This is a genomic window from Pseudomonas grandcourensis (assembly GCF_039909015.1).
GTDB classification, from domain to species: domain Bacteria; phylum Pseudomonadota; class Gammaproteobacteria; order Pseudomonadales; family Pseudomonadaceae; genus Aquipseudomonas; species Aquipseudomonas grandcourensis.
In genome coordinates this window covers 5414129-5436905 of sequence record NZ_CP150919.1, presented here as the reverse complement: position 1 = coordinate 5436905, position 22777 = coordinate 5414129, and the positions used below count along the sequence as shown (strand labels likewise).

The 22777-nt window shown below is 60.6% G+C and carries 20 protein-coding genes; 15 read left to right on the top strand and 5 right to left on the bottom strand.

Going from position 1 to position 22777, the window contains the following annotated elements; translation table 11 throughout:
* Nucleotides 1–156: 156 nt before the first annotated feature.
* The 9 genes from AABM52_RS24320 to AABM52_RS24280 all read left to right on the top strand — a co-directional run bounded on the left by AABM52_RS24320 (nt 157) and on the right by AABM52_RS24280 (nt 10628).
* Entirely contained in the window at nt 157–888 is a 732-nt protein-coding gene (locus tag AABM52_RS24320) for a response regulator (RefSeq protein WP_008050538.1), read from the top strand.
* Nucleotides 878–2347, top strand: a complete 1470-nt coding sequence (locus AABM52_RS24315; RefSeq protein WP_347908584.1) for an ATP-binding protein — start codon at nt 878–880, stop codon at nt 2345–2347. Before AABM52_RS24320 ends, AABM52_RS24315 begins: the two co-directional genes overlap by 11 nt.
* Before the next feature lie 132 nt (nt 2348–2479).
* Nucleotides 2480–3739, top strand: a complete 1260-nt coding sequence (locus tag AABM52_RS24310) for an AGE family epimerase/isomerase (RefSeq protein WP_347908582.1) — start codon at nt 2480–2482, stop codon at nt 3737–3739.
* A 117-nt stretch (nt 3740–3856) separates the two neighbouring features.
* Nucleotides 3857–5155: an ABC transporter substrate-binding protein gene (locus AABM52_RS24305; RefSeq protein WP_347908580.1), complete on the top strand. Its 1299-nt coding sequence runs from the start codon at nt 3857–3859 to the stop codon at nt 5153–5155.
* Nucleotides 5156–5278: 123 nt separating this feature from the next.
* Nucleotides 5279–6187, top strand: a complete 909-nt coding sequence (locus AABM52_RS24300) for a sugar ABC transporter permease (RefSeq protein ID WP_347908578.1) — start codon at nt 5279–5281, stop codon at nt 6185–6187.
* Entirely contained in the window at nt 6180–7025 is an 846-nt protein-coding gene (locus AABM52_RS24295) for a carbohydrate ABC transporter permease (RefSeq protein ID WP_007974434.1), read from the top strand. The genes AABM52_RS24300 and AABM52_RS24295 overlap by 8 nt, the downstream gene beginning before the upstream one ends.
* 4 nt (nt 7026–7029) lie before the next feature.
* The gene (locus tag AABM52_RS24290) at nt 7030–8190 is read left to right on the top strand and encodes an ABC transporter ATP-binding protein (protein WP_347908576.1); all 1161 of its coding nucleotides are present in this window, start codon (nt 7030–7032) and stop codon (nt 8188–8190) included.
* A gap of 123 nt (nt 8191–8313) precedes the next feature.
* Nucleotides 8314–9660, top strand: a complete 1347-nt coding sequence (locus AABM52_RS24285) for a carbohydrate porin (RefSeq protein WP_347908574.1) — start codon at nt 8314–8316, stop codon at nt 9658–9660.
* A gap of 113 nt (nt 9661–9773) precedes the next feature.
* Nucleotides 9774–10628 (top strand): D-hexose-6-phosphate mutarotase, encoded by an 855-nt coding sequence (locus tag AABM52_RS24280; RefSeq protein WP_347908572.1) that lies wholly within the window; start codon nt 9774–9776, stop codon nt 10626–10628.
* 153 nt (nt 10629–10781) lie between these two features.
* Here the strand turns inward: AABM52_RS24280 and AABM52_RS24275 are convergent, their stop codons facing one another.
* The gene (locus AABM52_RS24275) at nt 10782–11642 is read right to left on the bottom strand and encodes a MurR/RpiR family transcriptional regulator (protein ID WP_191623047.1); all 861 of its coding nucleotides are present in this window, start codon (nt 11640–11642) and stop codon (nt 10782–10784) included.
* A 228-nt stretch (nt 11643–11870) separates the two neighbouring features.
* Between AABM52_RS24275 and zwf the strand changes: the two genes are divergently transcribed.
* The 4 genes from zwf to AABM52_RS24255 all read left to right on the top strand — a co-directional run bounded on the left by zwf (nt 11871) and on the right by AABM52_RS24255 (nt 15644).
* Entirely contained in the window at nt 11871–13340 is a 1470-nt protein-coding gene (gene zwf / locus AABM52_RS24270; RefSeq protein ID WP_347908569.1) for a glucose-6-phosphate dehydrogenase, read from the top strand.
* Nucleotides 13327–14040, top strand: a complete 714-nt coding sequence (gene pgl / locus AABM52_RS24265; RefSeq protein ID WP_347908567.1) for a 6-phosphogluconolactonase — start codon at nt 13327–13329, stop codon at nt 14038–14040. The genes zwf and pgl overlap by 14 nt, the downstream gene beginning before the upstream one ends.
* Nucleotides 14041–14057: 17 nt before the next feature.
* Complete coding sequence (locus AABM52_RS24260) at nt 14058–14723, top strand: bifunctional 4-hydroxy-2-oxoglutarate aldolase/2-dehydro-3-deoxy-phosphogluconate aldolase (RefSeq protein WP_347908566.1); 666 nt, start codon at nt 14058–14060, stop codon at nt 14721–14723.
* A gap of 195 nt (nt 14724–14918) precedes the next feature.
* On the top strand, nt 14919–15644 hold the full coding sequence (locus tag AABM52_RS24255; protein WP_347908564.1) for an intradiol ring-cleavage dioxygenase: 726 nt from the start codon (nt 14919–14921) through the stop codon (nt 15642–15644).
* 2 nt (nt 15645–15646) lie between these two features.
* Here AABM52_RS24255 and AABM52_RS24250 read toward each other — a convergent pair whose 3' ends face one another.
* From AABM52_RS24250 to AABM52_RS24235, 4 genes are all read right to left on the bottom strand, one after another.
* The gene (locus tag AABM52_RS24250) at nt 15647–16828 is read right to left on the bottom strand and encodes an aminotransferase class V-fold PLP-dependent enzyme (protein WP_347908563.1); all 1182 of its coding nucleotides are present in this window, start codon (nt 16826–16828) and stop codon (nt 15647–15649) included.
* A gap of 19 nt (nt 16829–16847) precedes the next feature.
* A complete protein-coding gene (locus AABM52_RS24245; protein WP_003227425.1) occupies nt 16848–17084 on the bottom strand; it encodes a DUF3820 family protein in 237 nt (78 codons plus the stop codon).
* A gap of 192 nt (nt 17085–17276) precedes the next feature.
* Nucleotides 17277–17747, bottom strand: coding sequence for a MaoC family dehydratase (locus AABM52_RS24240; RefSeq protein ID WP_007995982.1), 471 nt, complete (start codon nt 17745–17747; stop codon nt 17277–17279).
* A gap of 42 nt (nt 17748–17789) precedes the next feature.
* Nucleotides 17790–18734, bottom strand: coding sequence for an alpha/beta hydrolase (locus AABM52_RS24235; protein ID WP_347908559.1), 945 nt, complete (start codon nt 18732–18734; stop codon nt 17790–17792).
* A gap of 245 nt (nt 18735–18979) precedes the next feature.
* Here AABM52_RS24235 and fadD2 point away from each other — a divergent pair, with 245 nt between their 5' ends.
* Both fadD2 and fadD1 read left to right on the top strand, forming a co-directional pair.
* On the top strand, nt 18980–20668 hold the full coding sequence (gene fadD2 / locus AABM52_RS24230; protein ID WP_347908557.1) for a long-chain-fatty-acid--CoA ligase FadD2: 1689 nt from the start codon (nt 18980–18982) through the stop codon (nt 20666–20668).
* A 385-nt stretch (nt 20669–21053) separates the two neighbouring features.
* Nucleotides 21054–22754 (top strand): long-chain-fatty-acid--CoA ligase FadD1, encoded by a 1701-nt coding sequence (fadD1, locus tag AABM52_RS24225; protein WP_347908554.1) that lies wholly within the window; start codon nt 21054–21056, stop codon nt 22752–22754.
* Nucleotides 22755–22777: the final 23 nt, after the last annotated feature.

Sequence of the window (22777 nt, the reverse complement as noted above, 5' to 3'; positions counted from 1 at the left end):
GAGCCTGCTCGCGATGGACGGTGTGTCAGTCGACAGAAATGTTGAATGTGAAACCGTAATCGCGAGCAGGCTCACTCCTACAGTGGTTTTGTGGTGTTTGTAAAAATGGTGCATCAGGCATAATCCGCCCAATTCCAATATCAAGGACGCCGCCCCGTGAGCTCAGTCAACAAGTCGATTTTGTTGGTCGATGACGATCAAGAGATACGCGAGTTGCTGGATACCTACCTGACCCGTGCCGGTTTCCAGGTACGTACCACGCCCGACGGTGCCGGCTTTCGCCAGGCGCTGAACGAGGCGCCGAGTGATCTGGTGATCCTTGATGTGATGCTGCCCGACGAAGACGGCTTCAGCCTGTGCCGCTGGATTCGCCAGCATCCACGCCAGGCGCAGGTGCCGATCATCATGCTCACCGCCAGTTCCGACGAAGCCGATCGCGTCATCGGCCTGGAGCTGGGCGCCGACGATTACCTCGGCAAGCCCTTCAGCCCACGGGAATTGCAGGCACGGATCAAGGCGTTGCTGCGCCGCGCGCAGTTCGGTCAGGAGCGCAGTGGCGGAGAGGTGCTGGCCTTCGATGACTGGCGGCTGGACATGGTCAGCCATCGGTTGTTTCACATCGACGGCGAAGAGGTGATTCTCTCGGGTGCCGACTTTGCGCTGCTCAAGCTGTTCCTCGATCATCCGCAGGAAATCCTCGACCGCGACACCATCGGCAATGCCACCCGCGGCCGTGAACTGATGCCCCTGGATCGCATCGTCGACATGGCGGTCAGCCGGTTGCGCCAGCGCCTGCGTGACACCGAGAAACCGCCGCGACTGATCCGCACCGTGCGTGGCAGCGGCTACCAACTGGCAGCCAACGTGGTTGCCAGTAATGGTCACTGAGACGTTGCGCAAGCTCGCCACCAAGGTGCCGATGCCGCGTTCGTTGCTCGGGCGAATGTTGCTGTTGACCCTGCTGGCGGTGCTGTTCGCCCAGACATTGTCGAGCGTGATCTGGGTGTCGCAACTGCGTGCCACCCAGCTCGAGGGCCTGGTCACCAGCGCCCGCAGCCTGGCCCATTCAATGACCGCCAGCGTCAGTTATTTCCGTTCGTTACCGGTGGCGTTTCGACCCTTGGTGCTCGACCAGTTGCGCAGCATGGGCGGCACCCGGTTCGTGGTGACGCTCAACGACAAGCCCCTGGGCATGGAAGTGCTGCCCATCACCCCGCGCAAAGAGGCGGTGCTCAAGGCGGTGGACGAAGTGCTGCGCCAGTCCCTTGGTCAGGACACGGACATCTCGGTGACCTTCGTCAGCCCGGAAGACCTGCGCATCTTCAATGGCGGCCTGAAGCTCGATGAGTTGCCACGCTCCTGGGCGCACTACGCGCTGACTCTGGAACCGGTGAATCCGCCGGTGCTGGTCACGCAGATCCAGATGGCGCCGGGCGAATGGCTGTACATCGCCTCGCTGTTGCCCGAGCCCTACACCAGTCTTGAAGAGCAGGGCCTGCCGGCGCAACAGGTGTGGTTCATCGTCCTGACCAGCAGCTTTTTGCTGTTGTTCATCGGCCTGCTGGTGCACTGGCAGAGTCGTCCGCTCAAGCGCCTGGCGCGGGCGGCGCGGGACCTGTCGCTGGGGGCCGACGTGGAACCGGTGGCCGAGGGCGGCGGCAGCGAAGTGGTCGAGGTCGGGCGCGCCTTCAACACCATGCGCGAGCGCATCAGCCGTTACCTGACCGAGCGCAGCCAGTTGTTCAGCGCCATTTCCCACGACCTGCGCACGCCGATCACCCGCCTGCGCCTGCGGGTCGAGTTGCTCGAAGACGAAACACTGCAAGCCAAGTTCGGGCGCGATCTGGACGAGCTCGAATTGCTGGTCAAGGGTGCGCTGCAATGCGTGAAAGACACCGACATCCACGAGAACATCGAGCCGGTGGACCTCAACCATGTGCTCGATTGCCTGGTGGAGCCGTACCTGGCCCCCAACGGCAACGGTCGCGTGACCCAACAGGGACGGGCGCTGGCGGCGTACCCGGGCAAACCACTGGCGCTCAAGCGCTGCATCGGCAACCTGATCGACAATGCGTTGAAGTACGGGCAGAACGCGCACCTGCACATCGATGACGACGAAAGCGCGTTCATCCTGCATGTCGATGATGAAGGGCCGGGCGTGCCGGAGCAGCGGCTGGAGCAGGTGTTCGAACCGCACTTCCGCCTGGCCGGGCAGCAGCAGGGTTATGGCCTGGGGCTGGGGATTGCCCGCAACATTGCCCATAGCCATGGCGGTGAGGTCAGCTTGCAGAATTTGCGTGAAGGCGGATTGCGGGTGACCCTGCAGTTGCCCCGTTCAGTGGATTGACACCTCGCCACAAAAAATCACTCAATTCGGAAATGTCACAAGGCAGTGACACAACCCACCCCCTTCGTTACAAGCCGACCTTCGTCCGTTGTTTATGCTGCCCCACAGTCATAACAACAAAAAAGGTACGCCATGGACACCTTCCAACCGGTCTTCAGCAGTTGGCTGAGCGCACCTGCCCATCAGCAATGGCTCGCCACCGAAGGCTCGCGCCTGCTGGCCTTCGCCAAGGCTTCGAAGCTGCCTGAAGGCTTTGGCAACCTCGATGAAAAAGGCCGCCTCCCGCCTGATGCGCAAGCCCAGACCATGAACACCGCGCGCATGACCCACAGCTTCGCCATGGCCCACATTCAGGGCTTGCCGGGTTTTGCCGGGCTGGTCGATCACGGGGTTGCCGCCCTGCGCGGGCCGTTGCGCGACGCGCTGCATGGCGGCTGGTTCGCGACTGCCGAACATCGCGACGGCAACACCGACAAGAATGCCTACCTGCACGCTTTCGTCGCGCTGGCCGCGAGCTCCGCGGTGGTCGCGCAGCGCCCCGGAGCGCAAGCCTTGCTCGATGATGCGATCGATATCATCGACACTTATTTCTGGAGCGAAGAAGAAGGCGCGATGCGCGAGTCTTTCAATCGCGACTGGAGCGAAGAGGAGGCGTACCGGGGCGCCAACAGCAACATGCACGCCACCGAAGCCTTCCTCGCCCTGGCCGATGTCACCGATGACAGCCGCTGGCTGAGCCGTGCCCAACGAATTGTCGAGCGGGTGATCCATGGTCACGCCGCTGCCAACGATTACCTGGTGATCGAGCATTTCGACCGCGGCTGGCAACCGCTGCGCGACTACAACCGCGACAATCCGGCCGACGGCTTCCGCCCCTACGGCACCACCCCGGGCCATGGTTTCGAGTGGGCGCGCCTGTTGCTGCACCTCGAGGCGTCGCGGGTGAAGGCCGGGATGCTCACACCGGGCTGGCTGGTCACCGACGCGCAAAAACTGTTCGAGCAAAATTGCCTCCACGGCTGGGACGTCGATGGCGCGCCGGGCATTGTCTACACCCTGGACTGGAACAATAAAGCGGTGGTCCGCCATCGCCTGCACTGGACCCATTGCGAAGCCAGCGCCGCCGCCAGTGCCTTGCTCAAGCGCACCGGGGAGGCTCAGTACGAACACTGGTACCGACTGTTCTGGGAATTCTGTGACAGTCATTTCATCGACCGTTGCGATGGCAGCTGGCATCACGAACTCGACCCGCTGAACCGCCCGAGTGCCGATATCTGGCCCGGCAAACCTGACCTTTACCACGCCTGGCAAGCCGTGCTGATTCCGCGCCTGACGCTGGCGCCGAGCATGGCCACGGCGCTGGCGCAGTTGTCCCAGAGCGGTTCTATGTAACCATGCGGTGACATTCGCGCATCCCTTCGTTACCTGCGAGGGGATATCCCCTGTTTAGAATCCTATGCAGCGCAAGCAACAGACTTGCATGCATAACAACAAGAAAGGTGCTCCTAGATGAATGCGATTTCTCGCCTCGCTACTGTCATTTCTCTCGCTTCCCTGTCTGCACTCCCTCTCAGTGTCCTGGCTGCCGAATCCAAAGGTTCCGTTGAAGTCGTTCACTGGTGGACTTCCGGCGGTGAAAAAGCAGCGGTCGATGTCCTGAAGGCTCAAGTCGAAAAAGACGGCTTCACCTGGAAGGACGGCGCAGTCGCCGGTGGTGGCGGTTCCACGGCCATGACCGTACTCAAGAGTCGCGCCGTAGCCGGCAACCCGCCGGGCGTTGCACAGATCAAAGGTCCGGACATCCAGGAGTGGGGCAGCACTGGCCTGCTCAGCACCGATGCGTTGAAAGAAGTATCCAAGTCCGAAAACTGGGATGGCCTGCTGTCGAAGAAAGTCTCCGACACCGTGAAGTACGAAGGTGACTACGTCGCCGTGCCGGTGAACATCCACCGCGTCAACTGGCTGTGGATCAACCCGGAGGTGTTCAAGAAAGCCGGGATCGAAAAAGCCCCGACTACCCTCGAAGAATTCTATGCCGCCGGTGACAAGCTCAAGGCCGCAGGCTTCATCGCGCTCGCCCACGGCGGCCAGCCTTGGCAGGACAGCACCGTGTTCGAAGACGTGGTGCTCTCGGTCATGGGCGCTGACGGTTACAAGAAAGCCCTGGTCGACCTGGACCAGAAAACCCTGTCCGGCCCGGAGATGACCAAGTCGTTCGCCGAGCTGAAAAAGATCACCGGCTACATGGACCCGAACCGCGCCGGTCGTGACTGGAACATCGCCGCCGCCGAAGTCATCAATGGCAAGGCCGGCATGCAGATGATGGGCGACTGGGCAAAAAGCGAGTGGACTGCGGCGAAGAAAGTCGCGGGCAAGGACTACCAGTGCGTAGCGTTCCCGGGCACTGAAAAAGCCTTCACCTACAACATCGACTCCCTGGCGGTGTTCAAGCTCAAGGCTGATCGCAAGGGCGACATCGCTGCCCAGCAAGACCTGGCCAAGGTCGCCTTGGGTACCGACTTCCAGAAAGTCTTCAGCATGAACAAGGGTTCGATCCCGGTGCGCAACGACATGCTGAACGAAATGGACAAGCTCGGCTTCGACGAGTGCGCCCAGAAGTCGGCGAAGGACTTCATCGCGGACGACAAGACTGGCGGCCTGCAACCGAGCATGGCGCACAACATGGCCACTTCCCTGGCCGTGCAGGGCGCGATCTTCGACGTGGTCACCAACTTCATGAACGACAAGGATGCTGACCCGGCCAAGGCCAGCGCCCAACTGGCCTCGGCTGTCAAAGCGGCCCAGTAATTCGAGATCGGTCGCAGGTAAAGCCTGCGGCAAACCCCTGACTGTCGCCTCCCTGTATGTGCCTTGGCCCATGCGGCGGGGGGCGTGCAGTCCGGATTTCACTTCTCCACCTGGATTATCCCGATGAGCTCTGTGGCGGTTTTCAGCAAAGCCTCACCGTTCGATGCGCTGCAACGCTGGCTACCCAAGTTGGTACTCGCGCCGAGCATGCTGATCGTGTTGGTTGGTTTCTACGGTTACATCATCTGGACGTTCATTCTGTCCTTCACCAACTCCAGCTTCATGCCGAGCTACAAGTGGGTCGGCCTGCAGCAATACATGCGCTTGATGGACAACGACCGCTGGTGGGTCGCGAGCAAGAACCTCGCGGTGTTCGGTGGCATGTTCATCGGCATCAGCCTGGTGCTGGGTGTGTTCCTCGCCGTGCTGCTGGACCAGCGCATTCGCAAGGAAGGCTTCATCCGCACCGTCTACCTGTACCCGATGGCGCTGTCGATGATCGTCACCGGTACGGCGTGGAAATGGCTGCTCAACCCAGGCCTGGGTCTGGACAAGATGCTGCGTGACTGGGGCTGGGAAGGCTTCCGTCTCGACTGGCTGGTGGATCAGGATCGCGTCGTCTACTGCCTGGTGATCGCCGCCGTGTGGCAAGCCTCCGGGTTTGTCATGGCGATGTTCCTCGCCGGCCTGCGCGGTGTCGATCAATCGATCATCCGTGCCGCGCAAGTCGACGGGGCGAGCCTGCCGACCATCTACCTGAAGATCGTCCTGCCGAGCCTGCGCCCGGTGTTCTTCAGTGCCTTCATGATCCTGGCGCACATCGCGATCAAGAGCTTCGACCTGGTCGCGGCGATGACCGCGGGCGGTCCGGGTTACTCCTCCGACCTGCCGGCGATGTTCATGTATTCCTTCACCTTCAGCCGTGGCCAGATGGGCATCGGTTCGGCCAGCGCCATGCTGATGCTCGGCGCCGTGCTGGCCATCCTCGTGCCGTACCTGTACTCCGAGCTGCGAGGCAAACGCCATGACTAATCAACTCGGAAAATCGGGTATCAGTTTCAGCCGCATCGCTATCTACGCAACTCTGTTGCTGGCAGCGGCGGTGTACCTGATCCCGCTGGTGGTGATGCTGCTGACCAGCTTCAAATCCCCGGAAGACATCCGTACCGGCAACCTGTTGAGCTGGCCGACCGTGATCGACGGCATCGGCTGGATCAAGGCCTGGGACGTGGTCGGCGGCTACTTTTGGAACTCGGTGAAGATCACCGTGCCGGCGGTGCTGATTTCCACGTTTATTGGTGCGATGAACGGCTACGTGCTGTCGATGTGGCGCTTCCGTGGTTCACAGCTGTTCTTCGGCCTGCTGCTGTTCGGTTGCTTCCTGCCGTTCCAGACCGTGCTGCTGCCAGCCTCGTTCACCCTCGGCAAGTTCGGCCTGGCCAACACCACCACGGGCCTGGTGCTGGTGCACGTGGTCTACGGCCTGGCGTTCACCACGCTGTTCTTCCGCAACTACTACGTGAGTATTCCGGATGCGCTGGTCAAGGCCGCCAGGCTCGATGGCGCGGGCTTCTTCACGATCTTCCTGAAGATCCTGCTGCCGATGTCGATCCCGATCGTGATGGTCTGCCTGATCTGGCAGTTCACCCAGATCTGGAACGACTTCCTGTTCGGCGTGGTGTTCGCCAGTGGCGATGCCCAGCCAATTACCGTGGCCCTGAACAACCTGGTCAACACCAGCACCGGGGCCAAGGAATACAACGTTGATATGGCCGCCGCGATGATCGCCGGGCTGCCGACACTGCTGGTCTACATATTCGCTGGCAAGTATTTCCTGCGTGGGCTGACGTCCGGCGCGGTCAAGGGGTAGAAACATGGCAACTCTCGAATTACGCAACGTCAACAAGACCTACGGCCCCGGCTTGCCGGACACCCTGAAAAACATCGAACTGAAGATCGATGACGGTGAGTTCCTGATCCTGGTCGGCCCCTCGGGCTGCGGTAAATCGACCTTGATGAACTGCATCGCCGGCCTGGAAACCATCAGCGGCGGCGCGATCCTGGTGGACGACGCCGACATCAGCGGCATGAGCCCCAAGGATCGCGACATCGCCATGGTGTTCCAGTCCTACGCGCTGTATCCGACCATGAGCGTGCGCGACAACATCGCGTTCGGCCTGAAGATCCGCAAAATGCCCACCGCCGAAATCGACGAAGAAGTCGCTCGGGTTTCCAAGCTGTTGCAGATCGAACACCTGCTCAGCCGCAAACCCGGCCAACTCTCCGGTGGACAGCAACAGCGTGTGGCGATGGGCCGTGCACTGGCGCGGCGGCCGAAGATTTATCTGTTCGACGAGCCGCTGTCCAACCTCGACGCCAAGCTGCGGGTCGAGATGCGCACCGAAATGAAACTGATGCACCAGCGCCTGAAAACCACCACGGTCTACGTGACCCACGACCAGATCGAAGCCATGACCCTGGGCGACAAGGTTGCGGTGATGAAGGACGGGATCATCCAGCAGTTCGGCACGCCGAAAGACATCTATAACAACCCGGCCAACCTGTTCGTGGCGAGCTTCATCGGTTCGCCACCGATGAACTTCATCCCGCTGCGCCTGCAGCGCAAGGACGGTCGTCTGCTGGCGCTGCTCGACAGCGGCCAGGCCCGTTGCGAGTTGCCGCTGGGCATGCAGGACGCCGGTCTTGAAGATCGCGAAGTGATCCTCGGCATGCGCCCTGAGCAGATCATCCTGGCCAACGGCGAAGCGAACGGTTTGCCGACCATTCGTGCCGAAGTCCAGGTCACCGAACCGACCGGGCCCGACACCCTGGTCTTCGTCAACCTCAACGACACCAAGGTCTGCTGCCGCCTGGCACCGGACGTGGCACCGGCGGTGGGCGAGACCCTGACCCTGCAATTCGATCCGGCGAAAGTGCTGCTGTTCGATGCCAAGACCGGGGAGCGGCTGGGGGTGGCCGGCGTGCCTAAAACCGAGGCGCATGCTGACAACGTCGCACAGTTCAAAGGCCGCTGAAGAACAAATGTGGGAGCGAGCCTGCTCCCACAGGGGGACATGCGTCGGGTAGAGACATCCGTCGCAACTGATGTAACCGCGTTAAAGAAGAAAAGTTAATAACAATAAAACGAGGAAGTAGGGATGAAGATGAAGAACAAGGCCCGGTTGATCTGCCAGGTTTCAGCAGCGGCAGCACTGGTTCTGGCCGGTAATGCGATGGCCGCAGAAGCGTTCAGCTCCGATTCCAAGTGGATGACGGGCGACTGGGGTGGCGAGCGTACCAAGCTGATCGAGCAAGGCATCGACATCAAGATGGACTACGTCGGTGAAGTCGGCGGCAACCTGCATGGCGGGTTCAACGATGACAAGACCGCGCGCTACGCCGACCAGTTTGGCCTGGGCGCGGCGCTGGACCTGGAAAAACTGTTCGGCTGGGATAACACCCAGGCCAAGATCCAGCTCACCAACCGTAACGGTGAGAACATCTCCAATGACCGTATCGGCGATCCACGTGCCGGCACCTTGAGCTCCTCCCAGGAAGTCTATGGTCGCGGCCACATGGTCCGTCTGACCCAGTTGTGGATTCAGCACCAGTTCTTCGACAACAAGCTGGACGTCAAGGCCGGTTACTTCGGCGAAGGTGAAGACTTCAACACCTTCCCGTGTGAATTCCAGAACCTGGCGTTCTGCGGCTCCCAGGTGGGTAACTGGGCCACCAACATCTGGTACAACTGGCCGGTGATGCAGGCGGCGATCCGCGTGAAGTACAACATCAATGACGAGCTCTACGCCCAGATCGGCGCGTACAACCAGAACACGTCGCAACTGGAGCACGGTAACGGCTTCAAGCTCAGCGGCAGTGGCACCAATGGCACCGTCCTGCCGGTCGAGCTGGTCTGGTCGCCGAAGGTCAACAGCCTGCCGGGCGAATACCGTGTCGGTTACTACAAAAGTACCGCCCCTGCCGACGACGTTCTCGAGGACGACAACGGCCAGAACGCTGCGACCAGCGGCAACCCGTATCGCGTCCACGATAGCAAGCACGGCTATTGGTTCGTCGCGCAGCAGCAACTCACCAGCCACAATGGCGACGCTTCCCGTGGTCTGAACATCGCGGCCAACGCCACGTTCCACGACAAGGACACCAACTTCATCGACAACTACCAGTCGCTGATGTTCGTGTACAAGGGCCCGTTTGACGCGCGTCCGAAGGATGACGTGGGCATCGGTTTCGCCCGTATCCATGTCAACGATGACGTGAAGAAAAACGCCGAGCTGACCAATGCGGCCAATGGTGTTTCGGAATACGAAAATCCGCTGTTCTCACCCATTCGTGAAACCGAATACAACTACGAGATCAACTACGGCTTCCACGTGACCAACTGGCTGACCGTACGCCCCAACCTGCAATACGTCACTCACCCGGGTGGTGTGGATGAAGTCGACAACGCGCTGGTGGCCGGCCTGAAAATTCAGTCGGTGTTCTAACGCGTCTGCGATAAGCTTCTCTCCATGTGCGCATATTTGCGGACAGCCATGGCTGTCCGCTTTTTTTTGCGGGTCGCGCACCCCGGTGACAGTTGATTTCAGGACCGTGGCACATGCTTGAGCATCCGCTACAACGCTTCTTCAAATCCTTGCGCGAGCGTCCGGTGTTCGCGTGGGAGCGCTATCAGACGCGCGATGTACTGGTGATCGATCATCCGCTGTGTCAGGCGGTGTTCAGCCGTCAGGGCGCGCAGTTGTTGCACTTCCAGCCCAAGGGCCAGAAACCCTGGCTGTGGTGCGCGGCAAAGTGGCCGCAGGTCGGCGCCATTCGTGGCGGCGTGCCGGTGTGTTGGCCTTGGTATGGCCGGCATCCGAGTGAAAACGCCTGGCCGTCCCATGGCTGGGCGCGGTTGCTCGACTGGAAGCTGCTCGACAGCAACAGTGACGACGATGGCGTGCGACTGCACTGGCAACTGAAGTTGTGCGACTGGCAGGTGGACCTGCATGCGCATCTGGGTGAACGCATGGAACTGCGCCTGAGTACCGAGCATCAGGACGACATGCCGTGCCAGTTGAGCCAGGCTTTGCACGCTTACTGGCGTATTGGCGATGTCAGCGAGATAGCGCTGTCTGGGCTCGAGGGGGCGCAGGGTTACGACCAGTTGAGCCGGCAGGTTTGTCAGCAGGAAGGCGAACTACGCGTGGACGGCGGATGCCAGCGGGTGTTCCAGCATGACGGCGAATTGCAGCTGAACGACCATGCCTGGGACCGGGCGTTGTGCATTGATACCGGGGATACGGCTGACACGGTGGTGTGGCATCCCGGTTCACGCCCGTTGCTCGGCGTGACCTGGAACGAGATATCCGAATTTGTCTGTGTGGAAGCGGCCAGCGGCGGTACCGACAGCCTGTGCCTGAAGCCTGGGGAGCGGGCGCATTTGAGTTTGCAGGCGCGGATGGGGGTTTAGTTCTGGATCTTGTGGTGTCTGGGCTGGCCCCTTCGCGAGCAGGCTCGCTCCCACATTGGGTCTTCGGTGAACACAAGGTTTATGTTCAAACCAAATACCTGTGGGAGCGAGCTTGCTCGCGATGAGGCCAGTACAGTCAGCGCAAATGTTGGGTCAGTTGAACTCATCCCCAACCGGATACCGGCTGGCATTCAAGCTCTCCTTGATCTTGCGCAAATGCGGCTGGAAATCCACGCCCCGGCGCAAGGTCATGCCGGTCGCCAGCACATCCAGCACGGTCAGCTGGATGATCCGCGACGTCATCGGCATGTAGATGTCAGTGTCTTCCGGCAGCGGGATGTTCAGGCTCAGGGTGCTGGCCTTGGCCAGTGGCGAGTTCTCGGCGGTCAAGCCAAGCACCGAAGCGCCGTTTTCCCGGGCGATGCGCGCCACTTCCACCAGTTCGCGGGTGCGACCGGTGTAGGAAATGATTACGAACAACTCGCCGGTATGGGCCACCGAGGCAATCATGCGCTGCATCAGCACATCCGCGTGGGCCGTGACGGCGAGGTTGAAACGGAAGAACTTGTGCTGCGCATCCAGTGCCACCGGGGCCGAGGCGCCGAGGCCGAAGAAGTGGATCTGCCGGGCCTGGATCAACAGGTCGACGGCACGGCTGATCAGGCTCGGGTCCAGGGCCTGCAAGGCACTGTCCAGGGACGCAATGGCGCTGCCGAAAATCTTCTTGGTATACGCTTCCGGATTGTCGTCGGCTTCGACCGCTCGGCTGACATACGCGGCTCCGCTGGCCAGGCTTTGGGCCAATTGCAGTTTGAGCTCGGGATAGCCGCTGACACCGAACGAACGGCAGAAACGGTTGACCGTCGGTTCGCTGACCGAGGCGGCCTGGGCGAGGGCGGCGATGCTGAAGCGGGTGGCCTGCTGCGGGTTGAGCAGGATCACCTCGGCGACTTTGCGTTCGGCCTTGTTCAGCTCTTCAAGGCGATTCTGGATTTGCTCCAGTAAATTTCGCACGCGGTCCATATAAGTATCCTTGATTCACCGGCACCGATAAGCGCGCGGCTAATGCAAAAAGGGCCTTTGGTGAGGCCCGTAACGGTGGCCTATCCTACTGATGGCTCTGACCGACCACCACTCGGAATCTGTATTTTGCGAAAATGTTGTGGTTATTACTACATTTTCCCTTGAGTGATGCCTTGAAAAAAGGTATTTGTAGCTTAACTTGATAAAAGAACAAACATCATGCTCTCGATTACGGTTGAACCGTGCACCTTTGCCTTGTTCGGCGCCCTTGGCGATCTGGCCTTGCGCAAGCTGTTTCCTGCCCTTTATCAACTCGACGGCGCCGGCCTGTTGCACGAGGACACGCGGATCATCGCGCTGGCCCGTGAGCCGGGCAGCGAGCAGGAACACCTGGCGTTCATCACCTCCGAGCTGCGCCGCTATGTCGGTGCCAAAGAGCTGGACGAAGCTGTGGTCGAGCGTTTTCTGGCGCGCCTGAGCTACCTGCACGTCGACTTCCTCAACCCCGAAGATTATGTGGCCCTGGCCGAATCCGCCGGCAGTGCGCAGCGGGTCATCGCCTACTTTGCGACCCCGGCCGCCGTGTATGGCGCGATTTGCGAGAATCTGGCCAAGGTCGGCCTGGCGCAAAACACCCGTGTGGTGCTGGAAAAGCCCATCGGTTCGGACCTGGAATCCTCGCGCAAGGTCAACGACGCCGTGGCGCAGTTCTTCCCGGAGAACCGCACCTACCGCATCGACCATTATCTGGGTAAAGAGACCGTCCAGAACCTGATCGCCCTGCGTTTCGCCAACAGCCTGTTCGAAACCCAGTGGAACCAGAACTACATCTCCCACGTGGAAATCACCGTGGCCGAGAAGGTAGGTATCGAAGGCCGCTGGGGTTACTTCGACAAGGCCGGCCAGCTGCGGGACATGATCCAGAATCACCTGCTGCAACTGCTCTGCCTGATCGCCATGGACCCGCCGGCCGACCTGTCCGCCGACAGCATCCGTGACGAGAAGGTCAAAGTGCTCAAGGCCCTGGCGCCGATCAGCCCGGAAGGCCTGACCACTCAAGTGGTGCGCGGCCAGTACATCGCCGGCTACAGCGAAGGCAAAGCGGTACCGGGGTACCTGGAAGAACCCAATTCCAACACCCAGAGCGACACCGAAACCTTTGTCGCCCTGCGTGCCGATATCCGCAACTGGCGCTGGGCCGGCGTGCCGTTTTACCTGCGTACCGGCAAGCGCATGCCGCAGAAGCTGTCGCAGATCGTCATCCACTTCAAGGAACCGTCGCACTACATCTTCGCTCCCGAGCAGCGCCTGCAGATCAGCAACAAGCTGATTATCCGCCTGCAACCGGACGAAGGCATTTCCTTGCGTGTCATGACCAAAGATCAAGGCCTGGACAAGGGCATGCAGCTGCGCAGCGGTCCGTTGCAGCTGAATTTTTCCGACACCTGGAGCAGCGCACGGATTCCCGATGCCTACGAACGGTTGTTGCTGGAAGTGATGCGCGGCAATCAGAACCTGTTTGTCCGTAAAGATGAAATCGAAGCCGCGTGGAAGTGGTGTGACCAGTTGATCGCCGGGTGGAAAAAATCCGGTGATGCGCCCAAGCCGTACGCGGCCGGGTCCTGGGGGCCGATGAGCTCCATTGCACTGATCACGCGGGACGGGAGGTCGTGGTATGGCGATATCTGATTTGAAACTGCCGCAGGGCGTCAGCGCCCATGCATACAAGAGCCCGGTGCTGCTGGCTGAAAGCCTGGCACTGAACGTGGCGAAGCAACTGAGCGACGCGATCGACGCCCAGGGCACGGCGACCCTGGTGGTTTCCGGTGGCCGCAGCCCGGTGGCGTTTTTCCAGCACCTGGCCAAGCAGGCGCTGGACTGGTCGAACGTGGTGGTCAGCCTGGCCGACGAGCGCTGGGTGCCGGTCGAACACGCCGACAGCAACGCCGGCCTGATCAAGCGCTACCTGCTGCAAGGTCCGGCGGCCAAGGCGCAGTTCCTGAGCCTGTACAGCGCCAGTGCCAACCTGGAACAGGCAGCCGAGCAGGCCGACCGATTGCTGTCGGAGTTGCCGGTGATCGACGTGCTGATCCTCGGTATGGGCGATGACGGCCACACCGCATCGCTGTTCCCCAACAGCCCGAACCTTGCCGAGGCATTGCAGGCCGATGGCGTTCGTCGTTGCTGGCCGATGCTGGCGCCGACTGTGCCGCATCAGCGCCTGACCATGAGCCGCGCGCTGCTGGCCTCGGCCAAACACAAGGTTCTATCGATTTCCGGTCAGTCCAAGCTGACCACCCTGAGTACCGCACTGGCCGGCGACGATGTCGCCGCAATGCCGATTCGGGCGTTTCTGCAACCCACGTTAGAGATTTACTGGTGCCCATGAGCCAAGGAACAGCCGCTATGACAACCCCATCCCCGACCGTTTCCATGGCGGACAAAGTTGCCCTGATCGACAGCATCTGCGCGAAAGCGCGGATCCTGCCGGTGATCACCATCGCCCGCGAGCAGGACGTTCTGCCGCTGGCCGACGCCCTCGCAGCCGGTGGCCTGACGGCCCTGGAAGTGACCCTGCGTTCGCAATTCGGCCTCAAGGCCATCCAGATTCTGCGCGAGCAGCGTCCGGAACTGGTGACCGGTGCCGGCACCGTGCTGGATCGCCACATGCTGGCGGCGGCCGAAGCGGCCGGCTCGCAATTCATCGTCACCCCGGGTATCACCCGCGACCTGCTGGAAGCCAGCGTCGCCAGCCCGATTCCACTGTTGCCAGGCATCAGCAATGCCTCGGGCATCATGGAAGGCTACGGCCTGGGTTATCGCCGCTTCAAGCTGTTCCCGGCCGAAGTCAGCGGCGGCGTCGCGGCCATCAAGGCTTTGGGCGGTCCGTTCGGCGAAGTGAAATTCTGCCCGACCGGCGGCGTGGGGCCTGCCAACATCAAGAGCTACATGGCGTTGAAAAACGTCATGTGCGTGGGCGGTAGCTGGATGCTTGATCCGGAGTGGATCAAGAACGGCGACTGGGCCCGCATTCAGGAATGCACCGCCGAGGCTTTGGCGCTGCTGGACTGATCGCTTCACCCGACACCTCGTTGTGTGTTCTACGGCTTTACGGTGCGCTTGGTCGGTGCACCGTTTTTTTTTGCCCGGAACAAACAGGTACGACTCGAAACCTGTGGGACCAGGGACATCCTGCGATACATAGTTACCGCATGACGAAAATCGACCGGTGCTAGCCTGCGTTCATCTTATGGAAGAGAGAACGTCATGGACGCTACCACCTCAGTTGCACCCCCGGCACCGCTTTACCTGCTGTCACCCGAACAGATTGCCGGCCCGTATTTCCGCAACCCCAAACTGATTCGCAGAAACATCAGCGAAGGCGCCGAAGGCGTTCCGTTGGTGCTGCGGCTGACCATTGTCGATGCCATGACCGGCGAGCCGGTCCCCGATGCACTGGTGGATATCTGGCACTGCAATGCCCGCGGTGCCTATTCGGGCTGGAGCAAGATCAACCCGGACGTCGAGGTCGATACCGGAGACATCGGCGCCGTCCCGCGCACCGATGACGATACCTACCTGCGCGGCGGGCAGTTCACCGACAAGTCGGGCATCGTGCGCTTCACCTCGATCTATCCGGGTTTTTACGCCGGCCGCGCTTTGCACATTCACGTCGCCGTGCGCATCACGGCCGGCAACAACTATCTGCAAGAACGGCATGTCGCCTGGGTCGGGCAGCTTTACCTGCCTGAGGTGGCGTCGCGCTCGGTGCTCGGCAGCCGCGCGTACAGCGGTCGAACCGTGCCGGCACTGACCAACGATCAGGACTTTTTCTATACAACCATGGACGGTGAAGAATCGACCTTGAGCGTGCACACCCTGGGGCGGGATTCGGCTGAAGACGGCTACTTCGGGCAGATGACCATTGGCATCGACACGTTCGCCGTGTCGACCCAGATCAAGCCCGAGGACTTTGACAAGTACACCGTCTGACGTCAGCCCAGTTCGGTCAGTGCCCTGGCCAGCACATCCATGTCGGTCGCCGTGGTGGTAAGCCCCGGTGTAATGCGGATGCACGGACCGCATGCCGCGCCACTGCGGGTCACGGTGAACAGGTTGTACTCATTGAGCAGGCGCTCGACCATGGCTTGCTGGTCGGCATGCCGGGTAAAGCGCAACGAGGTGATGCCGCAATACAGGCGCGGGTCATCCGGAGTCAGGACTTCAACGCCCGGTAACTGCCGCGCTGCACCGACCCAGCGGTTGCGCAGATAATTGAGCCGCGCGCCCTTGGCCGCGGCACCCCCCATCGCCCAATGTTCTTCGAGTACCAGTGGCAGGGTCAGCAGCGCCGGGATGTTAGGGGTGCTGTACGAGGTGCGGGCGCGAATGTCAGTGGGTGGAAAATGCATCTCTCCCATGTCCGGATCGATGTCGGCCAGGCGTTCGGGGGCGATGTAGATAAAACCGAGGGTCAGCGGTGCGCCGATCCACTTGTGCAGATTGAAGCCGGCGAAGGTGATACCAAGATCGTTCAGGTCGAATTCGAGCTGACCGAGGGCATGGGCGCTGTCGAGGATGACGTCGATGCCATGCTCTTTCGCAGCCGCTGCAATCGCCTGCACCGGCATCACCAGGCCCGTGCGATGGGTGACGTGGGTCAGGGCCATCAGCTTCAGCCGCGGATACCGGGCGAAGGCTTCCCGATAGGTATTGAGCAGGCTGTCGAAGGTTGCCGGGTGTGCGTGATCGATCTCGATCACTTCGACACCACGATTACGCGCGAGCCAGCGCATGGCGCCTTTGACCGTGTCGTATTCCAGATCGCAAATCAGTACCTGATCGCCGGGCTGCAGCCGGTTGTAGTTGCGGATCAGCGACTGCAAACCTTCCGAGGCGTTGCGGGTCAGGGCGATGCTGTCGGCGGGTACGCCAATCAGCCTGGCCAGTTGCGCGCGGATTTTCAGGCTGTCGCCCTGCTCGAAACGCTGGCGCACATAGACCGAGTTACTGCGGTTGATCAGCTCGATGTTGCGCTGGTATTCCTCGACCACCGTGCGCGACATGCGTCCGAAGTAACCGTTCTCCAGGTTGAGCGGGCCGGGTTCGACATCGTAGCGGTCGGCAAAGGTTTGCCAGAAGGCTTCATCACGGGCGCGGCGGGTGTTGTCGGGCATGGGGTACTCGTCAGGTGATTCAGTGGCGCGGGGCCGGTTTGCCGTGTTTGGCGCGCAGCGGTTCGAGCAAGTCCGACAATCCGTTGTGGTCGATCTCCTGCATCAGGGCCAGCAGGCCGCCCAACTCGCCGTGAGGGAAGCCCTCCCGGGCGAACCAGTTCAGGTAAGGGCCGGGCAGGTCGGCAATGATTCGGCCCTTGTACTTGCCGAAGGGCATTTCGCGGGTGATCAGCAGTTCGAGCTTTTCAGGGTTCATCAATCGGTCGTCTTGATTCGGTCAGTCTGGAAAATACAGGCCTTCTGCATGCAGGCCAAATGACCGACATGAATAATGCCAGCTAGCCTGGCGTTTTTTATGCGAAAAGGAATTGCAAGAGACTGCAGTATTTGAGGTGCTACGGGGACTGTGGCGAGGGGGCTTGTCGGAATGCCCCCTCGTCACAGAGGGTTAGCCGATGCTGATCGCTGGCAGCGTGGTCAAGGTCACGCTTTGCTGCTTGCGTGGCGCGAGGATCTCCGCCTCGCCATCCACCACCAGTTCATCGCGCTGGTTGAACACGCGAGTGGCGATGCGTACGCGAAACTTCGGCAGTTTTTCGAGGATTTCCAGGCGCACGGTCAGGGTGTCGCCGATCTTCACCGGTTTCTGAAAGCTCATTTGCTGGCCGATGTAGATGGTCCCCGGGCCAGGCAATTCGCAGGCGACCGCTGCGCTGATCAACGCGCCGCTGAACATGCCGTGGGCGATGCGCTCCTTGAACATGGTGCTGGCGGCGTATTCGGCATCCAGGTGTACCGGGTTGTGGTCGCCGGACATCGCAGCGAACAACTGGATGTCGCGCTCTTCGACCGTCTTGCTGAAACTGGCGGTCTGGCCGACTTCGAGGGCTTCGTAAGGGGTGTTGGTAACCTGGGTCATCTGTCTCAATTCCTGTGACGAATTAAAAAATTCACAAAAAAACTATTCGGACCGGTGCGGCCGAGGAGCGCTCAAGGCCTGTGCGATCCAGTTCAGCACATCGGCGATGATTTCATCGCGGTTGCTCTCATTGAACAGTTCGTGCCTCGCCTGCGGGTAAACGGTCAGTTGCAGGTGTCGGCTGCCGGCCGCTCGCAGCGCGTCGGCCAGATCCTTGAGACGCTTGCCTTCGCTCACCGGATCACATTCGCCGCCAATCACCAGCAGCGGCAGGCCCGGGTCGATCTGGGCGAGATTGGACGCTTTGCTGATTTGCTGCAAGCCGCCGAGCAAATCGATCCACAGTTGATTGGTGCAACGGAAACCGCAGAGCGGGTCGTTGACGTACAGATCGACCTGCTCCGGATCACGGCTGAGCCAGTCAAACGGCGTGCGTGCCGGTTTGAATTTGTTGTTGAACGAGCCGAACGACAGCCATTCGATCAAAGCGCTGCGTCCTTTGCCGCCCTGGCGCAGGCGTTCGAGACGGGCGATTTGCCGGGCTGCGCGATAAAGCGCCACAGGCTGGAAGTTCGAGCCGCTGAGGATGGCCCCGTGCAGGCTGGCACTGTGGTGCAGCAGATAGGCCTGGGCGATGTAACTGCCCATGCTGTGACCGAGCAGCACGATCGGGACGCCAGGGTGCTGCTGGCCGATGTGCTGGTTGAGGCTGGCCAGGTCGCTCACGACCTTGCACCAGCCATCGTCATCGGCGAAATGCCCGAGTGTCCCGTTTTCGGCGGTTTTGCCATGTCCACGCAGGTCCGGCGCGCATACGCCATAGCCCTGTTCACAGAGTTTTTCCGCCAGGGGGCCATAGCGGCCGCTGTGTTCGGCCATGCCGTGGGCCAGCAGAATCATTGCCTTGAGGCTGCCGTCGGGGAGCCACTGGTTGACGAAGAGGCGGCTGTGGTCGCTCGTGGTCAGCCAGAAAGTGTCATGGATCATGGCGGTTCCTTTGCATGAGGCTGCCTGGTTGGAAACAGCTCGTTGCAGTTTATAGCGCATCCTTGGCTGGGCGTCTGATCAGCCTACGCCACGGCGAGTAGATTCATACGGTCAATGACGGCCGTGGGCATATTTGCCTGCTACGTCATAACTGCTAGTGTCCGTGAAGCTCCGCTTTTTGCATTTTTTTTGAAAAGTGACAGAAAAGTGGCCCCGGATAGATTCAGGTAAAGAGGACAAGAACAATGCAACCTGATTTCTGGAATGACAAACGCCCGGCCGGCGTACCCCTGGACATCGATCTGGGAGCCTACAAGTCGGTAATCGAGGTGTTCGAGCGTTCCTGCAAGAAGTTTGCTGACCGCCCTGCGTTCAGCAACATGGGCGTGACCCTGACTTACGCCGAACTGGAACGCCAGAGCGCTGCCTTCGCCGGCTACCTGCAAGCCCACACCGACCTGGTGCCGGGTGACCGCATCGCGGTGCAGATGCCCAACGTCCTGCATTACCCGATTGCCGTGTTCGGTGCCTTGCGCGCCGGATTGATCGTGGTCAACACCAACCCGCTGTACACCGCGCGGGAAATGCGCCACCAGTTCAAGGACTCCGGTGCCCGGGCGCTGGTGTACCTGAACATGTTCGGCCAGAAAGTCCAGGAAGTGCTGCCCGACACCGATATCCAGTACCTGATCGAAGCGAAGATGGGCGACCTGATGCCCACCGCCAAGGGGTGGCTGGTCAACACTGTGGTGAGCAAGGTCAAGAAGATGGTCCCGGACTACTCCTTGCCCCAGGCCGTTTCCTTCAAGAGTGCGCTGCGCATGGGTCGTGGCCTGGGTATCAAGCCGCTGAAGGTCGGCCTCGACGACATCGCCGTGCTGCAATACACCGGCGGCACCACTGGCCTGGCCAAGGGCGCGATGCTGACCCACGGCAACCTGGTGGCGAACATGCAACAGGCACGGGCCTGTCTCAGCCAGTCGGCCAGCGACGGTCAGCCGTTGTTGCGCGAAGGGCAGGAGGTAATGATCGCGCCGCTGCCGCTGTACCACATCTATGCCTTCACAGCGAACTGCATGTGCATGATGGTGACCGGTAACCACAACGTGCTGATCACCAATCCACGGGACATCGCCGGCTTCATCAAGGAGCTGAAGAACTGGCGGTTCTCGGCGCTGCTGGGGCTCAACACACTGTTCGTCGCATTGATGGATCACCCGGACTTCAAGACCCTGGACTTCTCCAGCCTCAAGCTCACCAACTCCGGCGGCACTGCGCTGGTCAAGGCCACCGCCGAGCGTTGGGAACAACTGACCGGTTGCCGCATCACCGAAGGCTACGGCCTGACCGAAACTTCGCCGGTGGCCTGCACCAACCCCTATGGCGACCAGTCGCGGATCGGCACGGTCGGCCTGCCGGTGCCGGGCACCACGCTGAAAGTCATCAGCGATGACGGCGTCGAGCAACCTTTGGGCGAACGTGGCGAGTTGTGCATCAAGGGCCCGCAGATCATGAAGGGCTACTGGCAGAAACCCGATGCCACGGCCGAGGTGCTGGATGCCGAAGGCTGGTTCAAGTCCGGTGACATTGCGGTGATCGACCCGGACGGTTTCGTGCGCATCGTTGACCGCAAGAAGGACATGATCATTGTCTCTGGCTTCAACGTGTACCCGAACGAAATCGAAGACGTGGTGATGGCTCACCCGAACGTCGCCAACTGTGCGGTCATCGGTGTGCCCGACGAGCGGTCGGGGGAGGCGGTGAAGCTGTTCGTGGTGGCCCGTGAAGCTGGGGTCAGCCTTGAAGAGCTGAAGGCTTACTGCAAGGAGAACTTCACGGCGTACAAAGTACCGAAGCACATCGTGCTGCGTGAGTCGCTGCCGATGACGCCGGTGGGCAAGATTTTGCGGCGGGAGTTGCGTGATATCGCCTGATCGGTGAATGGCCGCGCTTTGCGCGGATCGCGGGCAAGCCACGCTCCCACAAGGTTCAGTGTCGTCCAGAATGGATGTGAACGACGCGAACATTGTGGGAGCGGGCTTGCCCGCGATGCTTTTCGGCGGACGCTAAAGCCCCGGTTTTCACGGGCTACAGGGCTTTATAGGTTTTTTGCTCTAAAATGACTGCCTGAAGGTCTTGAGTCACAAATGTGACCGTAGAGGCCGCTTTTGGCTCTAGTCGACCCTTGGCAAAGCTGCTACTCTCGGCGCGCTTTGTGACTTCTCGGCCTACTATCAGCCAGATTCACCAATGACCAAACACCAATAATAATCGCATCAAATGCGGTGCTGAATTCGCGTTGCTGAGGAGTGGGCTTCCATGATCGAAGACTTTTGGAAGGATAAGTACCCAGCTGGGATTGCTGCCGACATCAATCCAGACGAGTATCCGAATATTCAGGCAGTGTTGAAGCAATCCTGCCAACGCTTCGCCAACAAGCCGGCATTCAGCAACCTGGGCAAGACACTCACCTACGGTGAACTGTACGAATTGTCCGGTGCGTTTGCCGCTTATCTGCAACAGCATACCGACTTGCAGCCTGGCGATCGAATCGCCGTGCAACTGCCCAACGTGTTGCAGTACCCGGTAGCCGTCTTCGGTGCAATCCGCGCCGGGCTGATCGTGGTCAACACCAACCCGCTCTACACCGCGCGGGAAATGGAACATCAATTCAACGACTCCGGTGCCAAGGCCCTTGTCTGCCTGGCCAACATGGCGCACCTGGCGGAAATCGTGGTGCCGAAGACCGGCATCAAGCACGTGATCGTCACCGAAGTCGCCGACCTGCTGCCGCCGCTCAAGCGTCTGCTGATCAACAGCGTCATCAAGTACGTGAAGAAGATGGTGCCGGCCTATCACTTGCCCAAGGCCGTCAAGTTCAACGACGTGCTGAGCAAAGGCCTGGGCCAGCCAGTGGCCGAAGCCAACCCGGCCAGTGGCGATGTCGCGGTGTTGCAATACACCGGCGGCACCACCGGCGTGGCCAAGGGCGCGATGCTGACCCACCGCAACCTGGTGGCGAACATGCTGCAGTGCAAGGCGCTGATGGGTTCCAACCTCAATGAAGGTTGCGAGATCCTGATCACGCCGCTGCCGCTGTACCACATCTATGCGTTCACCTTTCACTGCATGGCGATGATGCTGATCGGCAACCACAACATCCTGATCAGCAACCCGCGCGACCTGCCGGCGATGGTCAAGGAACTGTCGAAGTGGAAGTTCAGCGGCTTCGTCGGCCTGAACACGTTGTTCGTGGCCCTGTGCAACAACGAAGGCTTCCGCAAGCTGGATTTCTCCGCGCTGAAAGTCACCTTGTCGGGCGGCATGGCCCTGCAACTGGCTGCGGCCGAACGCTGGAAAGCGGTGACCGGTTGCGCCATCTGCGAAGGCTACGGCATGACCGAAACCAGCCCGGTGGCCACGGTCAACCCAATCCAGAACATCCAGATCGGCACCATCGGCATTCCGGTGCCGTCGACCCTGTGCAAAGTCATCAACGATGCCGGCGTCGAGCAGCCGATGGGTGAAATCGGCGAACTGTGCGTGAAAGGTCCGCAGGTCATGAAAGGCTACTGGCAGCGTCAGGAAGCCACCGATGAAATCCTCGACAGCGAAGGCTGGTTGAAGACCGGTGACATCGCACTGATCCAGCCCGATGGCTACATGCGCATTGTCGATCGCAAGAAAGACATGATCCTGGTATCCGGTTTCAACGTGTATCCGAACGAACTCGAAGACGTGCTGGCCACCTTGCCGGGCGTGCTGCAATGCGCGGCCATCGGTGTACCGGACGAGAAGTCGGGCGAGGCGATCAAGATTTTCATCGTTGCCAAGCCGGGCGTGACCCTGACCAAGGAACAGGTGATGGAGCACATGCGCGCCAACGTCACCGGCTACAAGGTCCCGCGCTCCGTGGAGTTCCGCGATGCACTGCCGACCACCAACGTCGGCAAGATCCTGCGTCGTGAATTGCGCGATGAAGAACTGAAGAAGATCAACGCGAAGAAAGCCACCGCGTAATCAACAAAAAACCCCGCAGATGC